This is a genomic window from Streptomyces hygroscopicus subsp. hygroscopicus (assembly GCF_001553455.1).
GTDB classification, from domain to species: domain Bacteria; phylum Actinomycetota; class Actinomycetes; order Streptomycetales; family Streptomycetaceae; genus Streptomyces; species Streptomyces hygroscopicus.
Genome location: NZ_BBOX01000169.1, coordinates 1 through 16,576 on the forward strand (window position 1 = coordinate 1; position 16,576 = coordinate 16,576).

The window sequence follows — 16,576 nt, forward strand, 5'->3', positions numbered from 1 at the left end:
GCCCGGTGACGCCGATCGCGGCACGCACCGCCTGCGGGTCGGCGGCCAGGTCGTGGCCCGCGACCCGGGCCTGCCCGCCGTCGGCGGAGACGAGAGTGGAGAGGATCTTGACGACGGTGGTCTTGCCGGCGCCGTTCGGGCCCAGGAGGGAGAAGACCGTGCCCCGCGGCACGGCCAGGTCGATGCCGTCGAGGACCTTCTTCTCGCCGTATGCCTTGTGCAGTCCCCTGGCCGCGATGGCGAGCGCGTGCGATGTCGTTGTCATGCCGCACAGCTTGTGGTGGGGCGGGTTCAGTACGGTTTCAGCGCGGTTTCAGCGCCCTCGCACGGGCGGAAGGTCCCGTGAGGTCGCGCCTGGGGCGCCCGGTGCCGGTGGTCCCGTAACGCTCGGCTCTTCCCGGCCGGGCTCTTCCGTCCGGGAGCTTGCCTGCCGCACCCGCGGCCCCTCAGCGGCCCCTCTCACGGCCTCCGGGGCCCGTCACGGTTCCGCCCGCCAGGGTGTTTCGGGACCTGGTCGAGCAGTCGGCGTCGGCCGGTCCCGGCGCGGCCGGGCCGACCAGGCCGGGCCGCCGAAGCCGGGCCGACCAGGCCGGTCAACCAGGCCGGGCCGCCGACCAGGACGCCGCCGACGTCTGCCTCACCGGCACCTGCGTCCCGGGGCGGGGCGGCCCCCGCCGAGCCGACTGATCGACCGTCGGCGCGACCGGGGGCCTTCTCCTCAACGTGACGGTTCAGGCCGCTCTCACGGGTGGCTGGGCGTCCCCCACCGGCCGGTGGGCGCCGTGGCGGGCTGAGCGTGTGCTGCTCCTGGCCCACCGGCGGTAGGCGTCGGCCCGGTCCCAGGCGTCCTCCCAGACACCGATGGGCGCGCGGGAGACGCCGCACGCCGCCACGAAATGGAGCAACAGCGTCTTCGAGGGCATCCGTTCGCCGCGAAGTACCGCCCCCACGGTGCTGTGCGGCAGGAGGGTCACGCCGTGGAACCTGGCCCGGTCCTCCAGCTCCCGCAGGGAAGGGCCGCCGGCGTCGAGCCGCATGGCGCGCATCGCCTGGAGCAACTGCGCCGGGGTGTGGATGAACTCCGGTCCGAGGACCGGCTCCTCGCGCCGTCCGCCCGGCGCGGCCGAGACCTCGCGGCGCCGCTCGGCGGCAGCGGTCCACCTCCCGCGAGCCTGTCCCGGGTCGCCGCCGCAGGCGGTGACGAATGCCTCGACGACGGCCCAGCGCGGCACCGTGGTACCGCGGGCGGCCCGCCAGAAAGTGGCCGGCGCGAAGCCGGCCGCACCTGTTCTGTGCGCCATCTGCTGGTAGGTCAGTCCCGCCTGCCGGCGCAGTGACCGAAGCCACTGCACCAGCCCGACGACGGGATCGGCCTCCGCGCGGGCGCCTGGGGTGCGCCCCATCCCGGTGCCCCCTACAGGGTCCGGGAACGGGGGGCGAGGGCGTCGATCGTGCGGTGCAGGAGCTCCACCGCGAGGAGACCGCCGACGGTGATGGTGGTGATGACCGACTCCAGAGGCATCCCGCAGACCACCAGCACGCTCGTGAGGAGGACGATCACGATCACCACGGTCGCGGCAGGGGCCGGCAGCAGCGTGCTGCCGGCCCGGCCGGGACCCTCCACGCACGGCGTGTGCACAGGAATGAGGTGGTTCAATTCTTCTCCCTCGGCTCGTTGCCACTCGACGCGGTCCCGGCTGGGTGTCCGCCGCGTTGCAGCGCAGCGGACGCGGGACCTCAGCGAAATGGTCGGCTGTCAAGGGATGAGGCGGCAAGACACCGCGGATACGTCATTTCACCTTGTCCCACATCGGATTGAAACGCCGTCAGAAAACCGCCCAGCCAGGCGGCGGTCGCCTGCCGGCGAGGTGGGTCCGGCACCCGCGTCTGTCCGACGTGGCGGCCATGATCAACGTTGCGCGTCCCCCACCCTCACCTGCTTACTTGAACAACAGACACCCGGTCGGGCCGGTTCGGAGGGGAGGCGAGGATGTCCCCGGCAGTCTACGGGGGAGACCCAGCATGCGGTCCGCCGTGCCGCCCCGGTCTCTCGTGCACGGCGCCCCACCCACGCATACGCGTGTGACATCTGGGCCCGTACGTTTCCCATCAGGCTTCCCCGGCCGTTGCCACTCGACGCAACAGGGGGAATTCGGTCGTCAGCTGTTGCAGCGGCGGCGACCTTCGGTGTGGCCGTCCACTGTCCCGGGCGGCCACACCAGGAGCACACGGTTGGGCGCGGGACGTCATGCGCCCGGCCTGCCCGCCGGCCGACCGGGATCGCGGTCAGCCTTCTCGGCGCAGGTCCAGCATGCAGAAGACCTTGTCGTAGCGGTGTTCGCCGACGGCGACGAAGTCGGGCAGGCGGCCGTATTCGGTGAAGCCCAGCGACCGGTAGAGACGCAGGGCATGGGTGTTGTCGCCACGGGCGTCCAGGGTGAGGACCTCGATCCCCGCCTCCCGGGCATCAGCGATCAGTGCGGCGGTCAGCGCCCGGCCGACACCACGGCCGTGCACGGCGGCGGATACCGCGATCTTCTCCAGATCGGCGTGCGGCCGATGGGTCGGCCGGCTGTAGCGGAGCCAGTACCCCAGTCCGACCAGCCGGCGGTCGAGATAGGCCACGCGCAGGGCCGCGTCCCCGGCCCGCGCCGCGGAGACGACGTGGCGGAGGAGTTCGGCCACCTCATCCCGTGCGGGCGGTTCGACCCAGCCCAGCGCGGCGCCCCCGCCGACCAGGTCGGAAAGGATCTGGTGGGCCGACTCCGGGAGCCGGTCCCGCAGCTCCGGTGCGGACGTCAGCTGCGTGGCGTCCAGGATGGCGGGCTCAGGGGTCACGCTGCTGGTCAATGCCGGGTCCATGGACCGCAGCCTAACCCCATGGCCCCAGTCCGGACTCCGCGCCCCGGCCTCGGCCGCGGCCCGCTCATGCCGCCCGGACCGCCCGGCCGTGGTCAGTAGACGTCGCGCAGGTAGCGTTTGTCGGCGGCGAGCTGCTTGACGTACGCCGCCGCCTCGGCCTCGTCCAGGCCGCCGTGGACGGTGGCGATGTCCAGCAGGGCCCGGTCGACGTCCTTGGCCATGCGGGAGGCATCGCCGCAGACGTAGAAGTGGGCGCCGTCCTGGAGCCAGGACCACAGCAGGGAGCCGTGTTCGCGCATCCGGTCCTGGACGTAGATCTTGGTGCGCTGGTCCCGGGAGAAGGCGGTGTCCAGGCGGGTGAGGGTGGAGTCGGCGAGGAACGCGGTCAGCTCCTCCTCGTAGTAGAAGTCGGTCGCCCGGTGCTGTTCCCCGAAGAACAGCCAGTTCGGGGCGCGGTGGCCGCGGGCCCGGCGTTCCTCCAGGAATCCGATGAAGGGCGCGATGCCGGTGCCGGGGCCGACCATCACCGCCGGCGTGGCGGGGTCGGCGGGCGGGCGGAAGTGCGGTGTGCGCTGGACGTGGACCGGCACCGGGATGCCCGGCTCGGCGTCGGCGAGGAAGGGGGAGCAGACGCCCTGGCGCGGACGGCCGCCCAGGTTCTCGTAGCGGACCACGGAGACCGTCAGGGACACCAGGTGGGGGTCGGTCCGGGGGCTGGAGGATATCGAGTACCGGCGGGGCCGCAGACGCCCCAGCACATCGGCCCACTCCTGCGCCCCGGCCCGGACCCCGAACTCGGCCACGACGTCCACGGCCTGACGGCCCCAGGACCACTTCGCCAGCTCTCCCTTGTTGTCCGGGCGCAGGAGCTTGCGCAGATCGCGGGGGTCGCGGGCGCGGTCGGCGACGAAGCGCAGCAGGTCGGGAGTGCTGCGGGTGATGTCCAGATGACGCAGCAGGGCCTCGGCGAAGGGCACCTCACCGACGCTTGTGACCCGCACGGTCGCGTCCGGGTCGAGGCCGGTGACAGCCAGCCACTCGGTGACGAGCCGCGTCCAGTTGAGCGGGTGCACCGCGAGGGCGTCACCGGCCTCGTAGACCAGCGGGGTCTCGCTGTCGCGGGTGTCGAAGGTGAAGCGGCGGACCTCCTTGCCCGCACCCGGCGCGCTCAAGCGACGGTTGCCGGTCAGGCGCGCGGTGACGGGGGCGGGACGGCCCGGCCGGGGAGCCGTCCCGGCGGCGGGGGCAGGGCGGTCCGCCCGGGGAGCCGTCCCGACCACCGGAGCCGTCCCGACCACCGGGGCGGGAGCGGGTGCCAGGGCCGTCCCAGCCGCCAGGGCCGTCCCGACCACCGGAGCCGCGGCGGCTGCCGGTCGCTCCTCACTCTTCAGCGCGGTGAGGACCTGGTCCAGCCATGCCTCGGCCTCGGCCTGGTAGTCGGGTTCGCAGTCGGTGCGCGGGGCCAGCCGCACGGCGCCCAGTTCTTCCAGACGCCGGTCGAGGCGGCGTCCGTGCCCGCAGAAGTCGTCGTACGAGGAGTCGCCGAAGGCCAGGACGGCGTAGCGCCGGTCCGCCAGGCGCGGGGCGTCGGCCGAGGCGAGGGCGGCCCAGAAACCGGCCCCGTTGTCCGGGGCGTCGCCGTCGCCGAAGGTGCTCGTGATCAGCAGCAGGTCGGCGTCGGGCGGCAGCGCGGCCGGGTCGGCCTCGTCCATGGACAGAGAAGAGGCGGTGTGGCCGTGGCCGGTGAGCCGCTCGGCCGTGGCGGTCGCGAACTCCTCGGCGTTCCCGGTCTGGGACGCCCAGAGGACCACCACCGGGCGGCGCGGAGCGTCCGCGGACGGGGAGGGCGAGCCCGGGGAGCCGCCGGGGGCGTGTGCCGTGGCAGGCGCCTGCCCGGTCCTGGAGTGCATCCCGGCCAGCACCCCGTTCACCCACAGCAGGTGTTCCGGGCTGAACGGGGCGTCCGGCGGCAGCACCGGCACGCCGGGGGCGCCGGACGGGATGCCGGCGAGGAAGCCGCTCAGATAGCGCCGTTCGGGTTCGGCCAGGGCCGGCGGCGGCGCGGGTTCCAGCCCGAACGGGTCGGGGGCGGCAGCGGCGGGAAGGGCGGCGGAGGGCGGGAGCGCCGCCGGGCCCTCGGTGGACGCCACGGACGGGTGCCGTGGGTCCGCCGGGGCCGGAGCCCGCACCGTGACCGGGGTGGCCACCTTGGTCAGGGACACCGCGCACACCTTGTACTCGGGCTGGAACGACAGCGGATCGACGGCGTCGCTGGTCACCGCGTTGACGCTCAGGTATTCCCCGAACAGGTCGTTCCAGTGGAACGGCGCGAAACAGCAGCCCGGCCGCACCCGGTCGGTGACGACCGCGGGCAGCACGGCCCGGCCGCGCCGCGAGGCGACCTCCACCGAATCCCCCTCGACGAGGCCCAGTTCGGCCGCGTCCCGCGGGTGCACCTCCACGAAGGGGCGGGGTTCCAGCTTGTTCAGCTTGGGCACCTTGGCGGTCTTGGTCAGGGTGTGCCACTGGTGCTGGAGGCGGCCGGTGTTGAGCACGTACGGGTAGTCGTCATCGGGCATTTCCGCCGCCGGGATGTGCGGGCGGGCGTGGAAGACCGCACGGCCGCTCGCGGTCGGGAAGGTGAGCGCGCCGTCCTCGCCGACGTACCGGATCGGATTGCGGTCGTTGCCGTCCGGAGTCGCCGCCGGCCACTGCACCGGCGTGGAGCGCAGCCGCTCGTAGCTCACGCCCCGCAGGTCCCAGCCGGTCGCCGGGTTCCAGGCGCGCTTGATCTCTTCGAAGACCTCCTCGGCGCTGTCGTACGCGAAGCCCCGCTCGTAGCCCATCGCGCGGGCCACGGCGGCGATGATCCGCCAATCCGCCATCGCCTCACCGGGCGGATCGGCCGCCGGCCGGGCGAGGGTGAGGTTGCGCTCGCTGTTGATCAGGACGCCCTCGGCCTCGGTCCACAGCGCGCCGGGCAGCACCACGTCGGCGTACGCGTTGGTCTCGGTGTCGGCGAACACGTCCTGCGCCACCACGAACTCGGCGGTCTCCAGCCCCTTGATGACCGTCTTGCGGTTCGCGACGGAGGCGACCGGATTGGTGCAGATGATCCAGCACGCCTTGATGTCCCCCTCGGCCATCTTCCGGAACATCTCGACCGTGCCCTTGCACGCCCCGTCGGCGCGGATCGTGCCCGGCGGCAGCCCCCACAGGTCCTCGACGAAGGCCCGGTCGGCGTCGGCGAGCACCGACCGCTGGCCGGGCAGTCCCGGTCCCATGTAGCCCATCTCCCGGCCGCCCATGGCATTGGGCTGGCCGGTGAGGGAGAACGGCCCGCTGCCCGGGCGGCAGATCGCGCCCGTGGCGAGATGCAGGTTGACCAGCGCGTTGGTGTTCCAAGTGCCGTGCGTGGACTGGTTCAGGCCCATCGTCCAGCAGCTCATCCACTCCCCCGCCTCGCCGATGAGCCGCGCCGCCTCCCGGATGTCGTCCTCCGGGAGGCCGGTGATCTCCGCGACGGTGGCGGGCGGATAGTCGGCGAGGAACTCCGGAAACTCCTCCCAGCCCTCGGTGTGCGCGGCGATGAAGCCGGGGTCGGTGTGTCCGTTCGCGTGCAGCAGGTGCAGCAGGCCGTTCAGCAGCGCAAGGTCCGTCCCCGGCTTGATCTGCAGGAACAGATCGGCCCTGGCCGCGGTGGCGGTGCGGCGCGGGTCGACGACGATCAGCTTCGCGCCCGCCGACTTCACGCGGTCCATCATGCGCAGGAAGAGGACCGGATGGCAGTCGGCCATGTTGGAGCCGATGACGAAGAAGACGTCGGCCGCTTCGAAGTCCTGGTAGGAGCCCGGCGGTCCGTCCGCGCCCAGCGAGAGCTTGTAGCCGGTGCCGGCGCCGGCCATGCACAGCCGGGAGTTCGACTCGATCCGGTTGGTGCGGAGGAAGCCCTTGGCCAGTTTGTTCGCCAGGTACTGCGCCTCCAGGCTCATCTGGCCGGAGACGTAGAGCGCGACCGCGTCCGGCCCGTGCTCGTCGACGATCGCCCGCAGGCGGCGCGCGGTCTCGGCGATCGCCTCGTCCCTGGGCGTCACCACCGGCTCCTCCCCGCGCCGCGGACGCCGCAGGGCCGTGGTCAGGCGCCCGGGGGCGGCGAGCATGTCGGCGGTGGTGGCGCCCTTGGTGCACAGCCGGCCGAAGTTCGCCGGGTGCTCCTTGTCCCCGGACGCCTTCAGGACCGTACGGCGCCCGTCCGGCCCCGTGCCGACGTCGAGGACCAGGCCACAGCCCACCCCGCAGTACGAGCAGACCGTCCGTACCCTCGTCGTGTCCTCGCTCCGCGAACCCGGCGCGGCCACGGGCGCCTCCCTTCCTGTGCTCGGCCTGGTACCCCTGCATGACGGTACGGATCGCTCATTACGCGGATGTCTCTCCGGCTGCTCACCAGGGGTTACGCCCATCGCACAGCGGCCGGCGGACGCCTGTGAGCACAGGTGGCCGGACGCCCGCGAAGGTCCGCGACCGCATGGGGACGCCGGCCCGCGGCCAACGCGCCCGCCGAACATCACCAGCGATCCGCCGGCCGACAGCACCTTGCCAGGTGCTCGGACTCCGCTCTACTCTCCCAGCCAGAAAGCGTTTTCCGGCCACAGGGGTCGCACCGGTGGAGCCGACCTCCACGCCTCCTTCGGCATCGGCGCAAGAGCCGCTGTGATCAGACGCAAGCGCTTCCCGCAACGGCTGCCGTGCGGTGCCTTGGCCTTGGCGTCTCGACCGGGCCGACTGCGTACCGGACATCGTGAGCCGCACGGCGGGGGCCAACAAGGGACTGCGGGTGTCGGACGGCACCTGCACACCCCGGAGCCCCGACCCGACCGGCCCCGCACCGGAACCCACCGGTCCCACCCCCGAACCGACCGAGCCCGGCGGGACCAACCTCAGCGTCGGAGCCGACTCCGACGGCTCCGGCAAGGCCGACGGTACGAGCTGAGCATCGCGGGCCGCCTGGGTGCGCGGCACCCAGGCAACGCACACCCTGGTTGGCGGCTGGTGGGGCGTCCAGGCTCGGTGGCGAAGGAAGAAACCGAGGGGTCGGGCGGCGTCGTGGCCGCCGATGGCGGCTTCGGCGCCGGACGGCCCGGCACACCGCCGGCCCTCCGGTGCGGGGCGCCGTCCGCCCCCCGCACCCACCGCGAACGAGAGAAGACGACAACCGCCATGACGGGACAACGACTCAACCGCAAGGTCGCGCTGATCACCGGCGCGACCGGGGGAATCGGCGCGGCGACCGCCGAGCTGTTCGCCCGCGAGGGCGCGCGGCTGATCATCACCGATGTCGCCCAGGAGCCCCTCGACGCACTGGCCGAGAAGATCGCGGCGACCGGCGCGGAGACGCTCGCCACCTGCCTGGACGTCTCCTCCGCCGGGCAGTGGGACGAGGTGATCGCCTCCGTACGGGAGCGGTTCGGCAGGCTGGACGTTCTCGTCAACCTCGCGGGCATCGTGGACTGGCCGGGCGTGGAGGACACCGAGGAAGACGCGTGGGACCGCGTCATCGACGTCGACCAGAAGGGCACCTGGCTCGGGATGAGGGCCGCCATGCCCCTGCTGCGGGCCACCGGCAACGCCTCGGTGATCAACACCTCGTCCGTCCTGGGCCTGGTGGGAAGTGGCGCGGCCGCGGCGTACCAGGCGGCCAAGGGCGCCGTGCGCCTGCTGAGCAAGACCGCCGCCGTCGAGTACGCCCGCCAAGGAGTGCGGGTCAACTCCATCCACCCCGGTGTCATCGCCACCCCGATGATCCAGGACATCCTGGACGAGCAGGGAGATCAGCAGCCGGACATCGTGCGCACGCCGATGCGCCGCGCGGGCCGCCCCGAGGAGGTCGCCTCCGCGATTCTCTTCCTGGCCGGTGACGAGTCCTCCTACGTCACCGGCAGCGAACTCGTCATCGACGGCGGCCTCACCGCCCACTGACCCCCGGCGCGGCGGCGGACACCCCCGGCACCGCGGCGGGCCACGGCGGCGGCCCGTGGATCGGCCTCCACACGCGGCCTCCCGGGCCGGTGGGTCCGTGCGTCCGCGCCGTACGGGGCGCCCGCGCGAACCCGTGGGCGCCCCCACCGGGCGTCACCCCTCGACGGTCGGGCCCTGGGGCGAGTCGGGGCCCAGGACCCGGGCGGTGAACTGGGCCAGTTCCGCCCGCATCCGTTCGCGCGGTAGGCGCTCCTGCCCGGCCAGGTACGCGACGAGGTCGGCCCGGGTGGCGGCGAGCAGGGCGTGGGCGGTGAAGTCGCCGTCGGTCAGGCCGGGGATCTGCTCCAGTACGGTCCGGAGCAGGCCGTGCCACCGCCGGTAGTGCTCCGCCTGGTACGGGCTGCCGCTGCCGCTTTCCTCCAGGGCCAGGGCGAGGCGGCCGTTGTCGAGTTTGAAGCACAGGACGGCGTCGAGGAGGGCGGGCACGCGCTGCCGTGGCGGAGTGGCGGGCCCCAGGGGCGGCGGGCCGGTCTCGACGGCCTCCCTGACCGGCTCCAGCCGCGCCTCGTACAGCGCGCGGAGCAGTCCGGGGCGGTCGCCGAAGGCGCGGAAGAGCGTGCCCTTGCCGACCCCGGCAGCCGCCGCGACGTCGGCCATGGTGATGTCCTCGGGGCTGCCGCGGCGGGCGAAGAGGGCGTCGGCTGCCGCGAGGACCGCCTCCCGGTTGCGGGCGGCGTCCTTGCGGGGCTTGCGCTCGGCCATGCTGCTCCTCCAGTTTGCAAAGCGGACCCCGGGTCCGTATCGTCAAAGCGGACCCAAGGTCCGGATTCTACAGATGGAGGACACCCATGTCCGCACCGGCTTCTCCGGCGGATCTCTTCCGCCACAGTCTGCGACTGCTGCTGGACAAGAACATTTCTGGCTGGGTCGGCCTGTGGGCCGAGGACGGCCTGATGGAGTTCCCCTTCGCCCCCGAGGGCTGGCCCGAGCGTCTGGAGGGCAAGGAGGCCATCGCCGCGTACATGCGCCACTACCCCGACCACATCGAACTGCACGACTTCCCGAGCCTGCGGATCCACCACACCACCGATGCGGAGACCATCGTGGTCGAGATGCGCGGCGTCGGCCGCCTGGTGCAGACCGGCGGCCCCTTCGACATGACCTACATCGCCGTCATCACGGTACGGGACGGGCTCATCACGTCCTACCGTGACTACTGGAACCCCCTCACCCTCCTCGAGCCCGGCACCGACTTCACCAGGAGCGGCCGATGACCGACACCGGCACCACGTTGGTCATCGGCGCCACCGGCACCACCGGCAGCCGCACCGCCGCCCGGCTGACAGCCGCCGGCCACCGCGTCAAAGCCGCCAGCCGTCACGCCACCCCGGTCCCCGGCGCGCAGCCGGTCCCCTTCGACTGGTACGACCCGGCCACCCACGCCGCCGCCCTCGACGGGGCCGACCGCGTCTACCTCATCCCGCCCCTGGGCGACTCCGACCCGGCGGCGGTCATGCTGCCGTTCCTCCGGCGGGCCCGCGACACCGGCGTACACCGCGCGGTGCTGCTCAGTTCCTCGGCCATCCCCGAGGGCGGCCCGGCGGTGGGGGTGGTGCACCAGGCCCTGCCCGGTCTGTTCGAGCAGTGGGCGGTGCTGCGGCCCTCCTGGTTCATGCAGAACTTCACCGGCGCCCACGCACACGCGGTGAGCATCCGTGACGACGGCGTCATCCTGACCGCGACCGGGAGCGGCCGGGTCGGCTTCGTCGACGCCGAGGACATCGCGGCCGTCGCCGCCCACGCTCTGACCGACGCACACACCCCCAACACCGATCTCGTCCTCACCGGCCCGGAGGCGCTCAGCTACGACGACATCGCCACGATCATCACCGAGGTCACCGGCCGTACCGTGGTCCACCGCCGACTGTCCTACGAGCAGCTGCGCGACCGTCTCACGGCCCTGGTGCCGCCGGAGTTCGCCGCCATACTGGCCGGGATGGACCGCGCCATCGCCGAGGGGGCGGAGGACCGCACCACCGACACCGTCCAGCGCCTCACCGGCCGGCCCGCGGGCAGCTTCCGCGCCCTGGTGGAAAGGGAGATGCGCCGCGACGGCTGATGTTCCGGAACGCTGGGCGGCCACGCGGTTCCGGCCGGCGAGGAAGAAGGCGAGGACGCGAGGGGAGCAGCCGGACGCGAGGGGAGCACCCCCACGGACCCGGCGTTCACGGCTCTCACCTCCCCGGACGGTGCCACGACCACGCACCCGGCCACGCGCCACAACCACGCCACGTGCCACGACCGCGCACCCGGCCACGTGCCACGACCGCGCACCCGGCCACGTGCCACGACCGCGCACCCGGCCAACGGCCCGGTACCGCCCCGTCCAACCCCTTTCCCCGCCACCCGCTCAGAACGCCCGGCCCCCGTGCCGTCAGCCGATCCGCATGGCCAGCACCTGTCCCGGCCAGGTCCCGGACAGGAAACGGTCGGTGAGGGTGAAACCGTTGCGCTCGTAGAACGCGACCAGTTCGCCCCCGCCGCCGGCCCAGCAGTCGACCCGCAGCAGCCGCACGCCGGCCCGCCGGGCCTCCTCGGCGGCATGGGCCAGCAGCGCCGCCCCGATGCCCAGACCGGCGTGCCGTCGGTCGGAGACCAGCAGCCGGACGTACCGCTCGGGTTCCTCGGCCGGCGCGATCGGCATCCGCGGACTGGGCCCGGAGTCCAGCACCAGGGCTCCGACAGGCGTTCCGTCCAGCTCCGCGACGTAGGGGGAATTCTCGGTCGTGTACCGCTCGACCCGTGCCACCCCGCCGGGCGTCCGCGAATACGGTGTCGTGCCCCACTGCTCGGTGTTGCCACGATCGTTCATCCAGGCCACCGCGGCGTCGAGCATGTCCAGAATGGCCGGTGCGTCGGCCGGCCCGCCCGGCCTGATCCGTATGGGAGGTGTGGTGTCGTCCATGGCGGAAGCCTAGGCACTGCCGCGCGGATCGCACCGTCGCGTGTGGCCGGTCCGGTGGATGTGGATGTGGGACGGCCGGGCGGGACATCCGCCGGGAGGTGGAAGAAACGCGCCCCACCGCGGCGGGCCTGCCCGGCCACTCGGCGCACCCGTGGTGCACTTCCCGCGGGGAGTCGGACAGCCGCGGTCGGGCGGGCCGGGGCTCCCCCGGGGTCGTCGAACGGGACGGGCGGATGGGCCGGATTCTCAGCCGAACCACACGGGGCACACGGCTGCGGTTCGACGGCTGGATCGCCGGCCTGGGCACCTCCTCCGGGGTCCGCATCGTGCTCGGACACTGGCCCGAGTCACCGTTCGGGCCGTTCAGCGATGTGATGCTCGAACGAGCCGACGGGGAACGGCTGTTGCTGGCCCCCACCCGGGAGACGGCGGACTTCGTCCGCGGCACCTACACGTTCGACACGGTGCGCCTCGTCCCGGTCGGCGTCCGCGTCACCGGCGACACCTGGACCGTCACCGCGGGCCCACTGGACCTGCGCTTCACCACCGGCCGGCGCCGGCTTCTGGGATATGTGCTGCGTGCCGTTCCCGGCGCGCTGGCGGGCCGTCCGGCCTGGAGTGCGCTGACGGACCGGCCCGCCCGCCTGCTGCTGCCCGGCGTGCGGACCCGGGGCAGCACGGACGCGGGCCACCGTGAGTGGTACGGCGCCCGGGACCTGCTGCCGATCCGTACGGTGGCGGCGGCCTTCGAGGGCACCGACCTCGGTGGGGTGGCGCCCGTCGAACCGCCCGTGCGCTTCGGGTTCGGTTCGGTGCCGAGGCGGCCCGCCCTCACCCGGGTCACGACGACGGTGGCGCTCATCCCGGAGGACGGACCCGGGGGCACCGGATGCGCCACGGACGCGGCGCGTCAGCGGTCCAGCGGTGGTGTGGTGGGGAGGTGGCGGCGCCGGCGAAGGCGGTGGTGAACGCCGTGACGCAAGTGTCCGGGGTGGTGAGCGACGGGGTGCCGAGCGTCGCGGTCACGACGCGGGTGGCGCCGGTGGCGTACCGCTCGCCGCCGTGGGCGGACGGCATCCGCGGCACACGACAACAAAGGCAGGCGCACAACCAAAGCAGGCACACGACAAAGGCAGGCGCACAACAAAGGCGGGCGCACGACATAGGCAGGCGCACAACAAAGGCGGGCGCACGACAAAGGCAAGGGAGGAAACCCTTCCCTTGCCACTCTCAACGTATAGCGCACCGGGGGGCTTGCGGCAAGGCCCGGGGCCTACCGCAGAATCGCTGGCCTGGACCGGAACCTGCGGAATGGGGAGATGCGCGACGTGCGTGTGTTGTTGTCGGTGTACGGCTCGTGCGGTGACGCCGAGCCGGTGGTGGGACCCGCGCTGCGCGCGGGCATGCGGAGCGGTCGGCGCCGGGGGCGAGTGCGCACGGCGCACGGCTTCGCGGGCGCGGCCCCGGATCGGAGCCGATGACGTGAACCCTCTGACCACCAGCGTGTTCGACCTTCCCGGCCCTCTCTCCCCCAAGGCCGATCCGGCGCTGATCGCCCGCGACGAGAGGCAGTTCGCGGCCATCGCGGAGAGCCTGGAGCAGACGACCGCCGAACTGTCCGACCGCCTCGACGCCGAGCGCAAGGCACCCGGCGGCGTGGGCCGGCAGGCGATGGACCGGGACGCGGAGATCCACCGGCTGACCGCTCGTCTGCGCACCCTGCGCCGCTTCGGCGTGGACCTGTGTCTCGGGCACATGGTCGGCGCGGACGACCCCGAGCCGGTGTACATCGGGCGGCTCGGCCTCACCGACAGCGACGGGCGCCGGCTGCTGCTCGACTGGCGCTCCCCCGCGGCCGAGCCGTTCTTCGGAGCCACCCACGCCAACCCGATGGGCCTGGCGAGCCGCCGCAGGTACCGCTGGACCGGTGGCCGGATCAGCGACTACTGGGACGAGGTGTTCACGGCCGACGGTCTCGAGCGGCGCGCCGCGCTCGACGACCAGTCCGCCTTCATCGCCAGTCTGGGCGGCAGCCGGTCGGCCCGGATGCGGGACGTGCTCGCCACCATCCAGGCCGACCAGGACGCCGTCATCCGGGCGGGATCCCGGGGCGCGCTCGTCGTCGACGGCGGTCCGGGTACGGGGAAGACGGTCGTCGCGCTGCACCGCTCCGCCTACCTCCTCTACTCCGACCCCCGTCTCGGTCACCGCCGGGGCGGTGTGCTGTTCGTCGGTCCGCACCAGCCCTACCTGGCCTACGTCTGCGACGTCCTGCCCAGCCTCGGGGAGGAGGGCGTGCGGACGTGCACCCTGCGGGACCTCGTCGCCGAGGGAGCCGGGGCGGTGGCCGAGACCGACCCGGAGGTGGCCCTGCTGAAGTCGTCCGCGAACATGGTTCAGGCGATCGAGACGGCCGTCCGGTTCTACGAGGAGCCGCCCGCCGAGAGGATGACGGTCTCGACCCACTGGTCCGACATCTGGCTGAGCCCCGACGACTGGGCGGAGGCGTTCCGAGCGGCGGAGGGTACTCCGCACAACGAGGCGCGCGACCAGATCTGGGAGGAGCTGGTCGCGATCCTGATGGACCGACACGACGGCGACGATGTGCCGCCCGAACTGTTCCGCAGGTCGCTGCGGCACGACGAGGAGCTGGTCGGGACCCTGAACCGCGCGTGGCCGCTGCTCGAAGCGGCCGATCTCGTCGGAGACCTGTGGTCGGTGCCCGCCTACCTGAGGATGTGCGCTCCCTGGCTCGGCCCCGACCAGGTGCGGAAGCTGCGGCGCGAGGAGGACCCCCAGGGCTGGACGGTGTCCGACCTGCCGCTCCTGGACGCGGCCCGGCAGCGTCTCGGCGATCCGCGGGCGGCGCGGCGCGGGCAGCGGCACAGGGCCGCTGTCGCGGCCGAACGCGAGCGCATGGCCGAGGTCATCGACAACGTCCTCGCGGCCGATGACGACGGCGAAGGCGCCGTGACCATGCTGCGCGGCAAGGATCTGCAGGACAGCCTGATCGACGAAAGCGCCCTGCCCGGCACCGATCCGGAACCGCTGGCCGGCCCGTTCGCGCACATCGTCGTGGACGAAGCGCAGGAACTGACCGACGCGGAGTGGCAGATGCTGCTGCGCCGCTGCCCGTCCCGGAGCTTCACCATTGTCGGGGACCGCGCCCAGGCCAGGCACGGGTTCACGGAGTCGTGGCAGGAGCGGCTCGAGCGGGTCGGTTTCGACCGGATCGACGTGGCCTCGCTGAGCGTCAACTACCGGACGCCGCACGAGGTGATGGCGGAAGCGGAACCGGTCGTCCGGGCCGCGCTCCCGGACGCCAACGTGCCGGCCTCCGTCCGCCGCAGCGGCATCCCCGTCGTGCACGGATCCGTCGCGGACCTGGACGCGGTCCTCGACGCCTGGCTCGCCGCGCATGCCGACGGGATCGCCTGCGTCATCGGCGATCCCACGTTCCGGGAGAGGCCCCGCGTCCGCTCGCTGACCCCGGAGCTGTCCAAGGGGCTCGAGTTCGACCTGGTCGTCCTGATCGATCCGGAGGCGTTCGGCGAGGGGGTCGAAGGAGCGGTGGACCGCTATGTCGCGATGACCCGGGCAACCCAGCGACTCGTCATCCTCACCCGTCCCTGACGGCGGTCAGGGCGAGCGATCTCACCTGTCGGGGGCCGCCCTGTCAGCGGATCGCCACAGCCTCTAGATTCACCCCGTGACCGAGCCTTCCTACCTCACCGCGGTCCGGGAGTCGTACGACACCGTCGCCGCCGCCTACGTCCAACGCGTCAAGAACCCGGCCGAGTTGGACCCCCTGTCACGCGCGACGCTGGCCGCGTTCGCCGAGCTGGTGCGGACCTCCGGCCGGGGGCCGGTCGCGGACCTGGGGTGCGGCCCCGGGAAGGTGACGGCGTACCTGGCCGGACTCGGGGTGTCGGCGTTCGGGATCGACGTGTCACCGAAAATGATCGAACTGGCTCGAGGGGCCTACCCCGAGCTGCGGTTCGCGGTGGGCTCGATGACCGCGCTGGAGCTCGGTGACGAGGAGCTCGGCGGCATTCTGGCCTTCTACTCCACCCATCACACGCCTCCGGAGGCGCTGCCGGTGGTGTTCGCCGAGTTCCAGCGCACCCTGGCGCCCGGTGGACATCTGTTGCTCGCCGGCCATGTGGGGAACGGCGAGCACCTGCACCCGACGCACGCCTATGGCGGCCATCCCGTGTCGTACGGGTCGTATCTGCTGCCCGCGGACCGGATCGCCGGGCTTCTGGAGCAGGCCGGACTCGTCGTCACCGCGCGTGTCCTCCAGGAGCCGGTCGAGGGGATGAAGCGGCCGGCGGCCGGCTTCCTGGCCCGGAAGCCGCTGCCGGGAGAGCAGGCCGGCCGCTGAGCCCGGCTGCCCGGCTCGGCCACCGAGCCCCCTGATAAGGGGGAGCGCCGGCGGCGGTCGCGGCCATCGGGCCACGGCCACTGCCGGGACACCGGCCCGCCTGCGCGCCCACTGCCGGGACCGGCCCCCGTACGAGGGAGGCGGCCCGCGTGCGGCCCGCCTGCGCGGAGGGCGATGCGGGCGGTGGCCCGGGGGAGACGGTGCCCGGTGCCGCATCGGCCGGGGTGTGCCCCGCGCGCCGCCCTGGCACACGCGCCCGCCGCGGTGGCCGGAAACCGGAGCGGGCGGCCCCACGACGAGGGCTTCCGGCCGCCTTGCGACCGCACGCACCAGGACGCCCCGCCACCGGGCACACCGCGACGGACGCGGCGGTAGGGCGTGTTGCGAAA

At 73.1% G+C, this 16,576-nt stretch carries 13 protein-coding genes and 1 pseudogene; 7 read left to right on the plus strand and 7 right to left on the minus strand.

Translation table 11 applies throughout. The features are described from left to right. The 5 genes from AXW62_RS18825 to AXW62_RS18845 form a co-directional block, all read right to left on the minus strand. Positions 1 to 265 (minus strand): ATP-binding cassette domain-containing protein (locus tag AXW62_RS18825; protein ID WP_159060912.1); only part of this gene is annotated, 265 nt, incomplete at its 3' end. Between the two features lie 466 nt (positions 266 to 731). Next, a complete protein-coding gene (locus AXW62_RS18830) occupies positions 732 to 1,403 on the minus strand; it encodes a helix-turn-helix domain-containing protein (RefSeq protein WP_060945546.1) in 672 nt (223 codons plus the stop codon). Between the two features lie 11 nt (positions 1,404 to 1,414). Then, a complete protein-coding gene (locus tag AXW62_RS18835) occupies positions 1,415 to 1,657 on the minus strand; it encodes a hypothetical protein (protein WP_143712690.1) in 243 nt (80 codons plus the stop codon). A gap of 629 nt (positions 1,658 to 2,286) precedes the next feature. Continuing rightward, positions 2,287 to 2,862, minus strand: a complete 576-nt coding sequence (locus AXW62_RS18840) for a GNAT family N-acetyltransferase (protein ID WP_060945547.1) — start codon at positions 2,860 to 2,862, stop codon at positions 2,287 to 2,289. Between the two features lie 92 nt (positions 2,863 to 2,954). After that, positions 2,955 to 7,220, minus strand: a complete 4,266-nt coding sequence (locus tag AXW62_RS18845; protein ID WP_060945548.1) for a bifunctional nitrate reductase/sulfite reductase flavoprotein subunit alpha — start codon at positions 7,218 to 7,220, stop codon at positions 2,955 to 2,957. 410 nt (positions 7,221 to 7,630) lie between these two features. Here AXW62_RS18845 and AXW62_RS42965 point away from each other — a divergent pair. Beyond that, positions 7,631 to 7,849: pseudogene (locus tag AXW62_RS42965) on the plus strand (pectate lyase); the annotation flags it as partial. Positions 7,850 to 8,079: 230 nt separating this feature from the next. Beyond that, complete coding sequence (locus AXW62_RS18855) at positions 8,080 to 8,838, plus strand: SDR family NAD(P)-dependent oxidoreductase (protein WP_060945556.1); 759 nt, start codon at positions 8,080 to 8,082, stop codon at positions 8,836 to 8,838. A 153-nt stretch (positions 8,839 to 8,991) separates the two neighbouring features. Here the strand turns inward: AXW62_RS18855 and AXW62_RS18860 are convergent, their stop codons facing one another. Next, on the minus strand, positions 8,992 to 9,600 hold the full coding sequence (locus AXW62_RS18860) for a TetR/AcrR family transcriptional regulator (RefSeq protein ID WP_060945550.1): 609 nt from the start codon (positions 9,598 to 9,600) through the stop codon (positions 8,992 to 8,994). A gap of 86 nt (positions 9,601 to 9,686) precedes the next feature. On the opposite strand from AXW62_RS18860, the gene AXW62_RS18865 reads away from it, so the two are divergent. Continuing rightward, a complete protein-coding gene (locus AXW62_RS18865) occupies positions 9,687 to 10,112 on the plus strand; it encodes a nuclear transport factor 2 family protein (RefSeq protein WP_060945551.1) in 426 nt (141 codons plus the stop codon). Next, complete coding sequence (locus tag AXW62_RS18870; protein ID WP_060945552.1) at positions 10,109 to 10,957, plus strand: NmrA family NAD(P)-binding protein; 849 nt, start codon at positions 10,109 to 10,111, stop codon at positions 10,955 to 10,957. Before AXW62_RS18865 ends, AXW62_RS18870 begins: the two co-directional genes overlap by 4 nt. Positions 10,958 to 11,272: 315 nt before the next feature. Here the strand turns inward: AXW62_RS18870 and AXW62_RS18875 are convergent, their stop codons facing one another. Then, positions 11,273 to 11,803: a GNAT family N-acetyltransferase gene (locus tag AXW62_RS18875; RefSeq protein WP_060945553.1), complete on the minus strand. Its 531-nt coding sequence runs from the start codon at positions 11,801 to 11,803 to the stop codon at positions 11,273 to 11,275. A 233-nt stretch (positions 11,804 to 12,036) separates the two neighbouring features. Here AXW62_RS18875 and AXW62_RS18880 point away from each other — a divergent pair, with 233 nt between their 5' ends. The 3 genes from AXW62_RS18880 (at position 12,037) to AXW62_RS18890 (ending at position 16,187) form a co-directional block, all read left to right on the plus strand. Then, a complete protein-coding gene (locus AXW62_RS18880; RefSeq protein ID WP_252368649.1) occupies positions 12,037 to 12,771 on the plus strand; it encodes a hypothetical protein in 735 nt (244 codons plus the stop codon). A gap of 514 nt (positions 12,772 to 13,285) precedes the next feature. Beyond that, positions 13,286 to 15,436, plus strand: coding sequence for an RNA polymerase recycling motor ATPase HelR (gene helR / locus AXW62_RS18885; RefSeq protein WP_060945554.1), 2,151 nt, complete (start codon positions 13,286 to 13,288; stop codon positions 15,434 to 15,436). Between the two features lie 76 nt (positions 15,437 to 15,512). Continuing rightward, complete coding sequence (locus AXW62_RS18890) at positions 15,513 to 16,187, plus strand: class I SAM-dependent methyltransferase (RefSeq protein WP_060945555.1); 675 nt, start codon at positions 15,513 to 15,515, stop codon at positions 16,185 to 16,187. The last annotated feature ends 389 nt before the right edge of the window (positions 16,188 to 16,576 follow it).

Coding starts and splice junctions, on each gene's coding strand:
- AXW62_RS18830 (WP_060945546.1), bottom strand. CDS start 1,403: ATGGGGCGCACCCCAGGCGCCCGCGCGGAGGCCGATCCCGTCGTCGGG.
- AXW62_RS18840 (WP_060945547.1), bottom strand. CDS start 2,862: ATGGACCCGGCATTGACCAGCAGCGTGACCCCTGAGCCCGCCATCCTG.
- AXW62_RS18855 (WP_060945556.1), top strand. CDS start 8,080: ATGACGGGACAACGACTCAACCGCAAGGTCGCGCTGATCACCGGCGCG.
- AXW62_RS18860 (WP_060945550.1), bottom strand. CDS start 9,600: ATGGCCGAGCGCAAGCCCCGCAAGGACGCCGCCCGCAACCGGGAGGCG.
- AXW62_RS18865 (WP_060945551.1), top strand. CDS start 9,687: ATGTCCGCACCGGCTTCTCCGGCGGATCTCTTCCGCCACAGTCTGCGA.
- AXW62_RS18870 (WP_060945552.1), top strand. CDS start 10,109: ATGACCGACACCGGCACCACGTTGGTCATCGGCGCCACCGGCACCACC.
- AXW62_RS18875 (WP_060945553.1), bottom strand. CDS start 11,803: ATGGACGACACCACACCTCCCATACGGATCAGGCCGGGCGGGCCGGCC.
- AXW62_RS18880 (WP_252368649.1), top strand. CDS start 12,037: ATGGGCCGGATTCTCAGCCGAACCACACGGGGCACACGGCTGCGGTTC.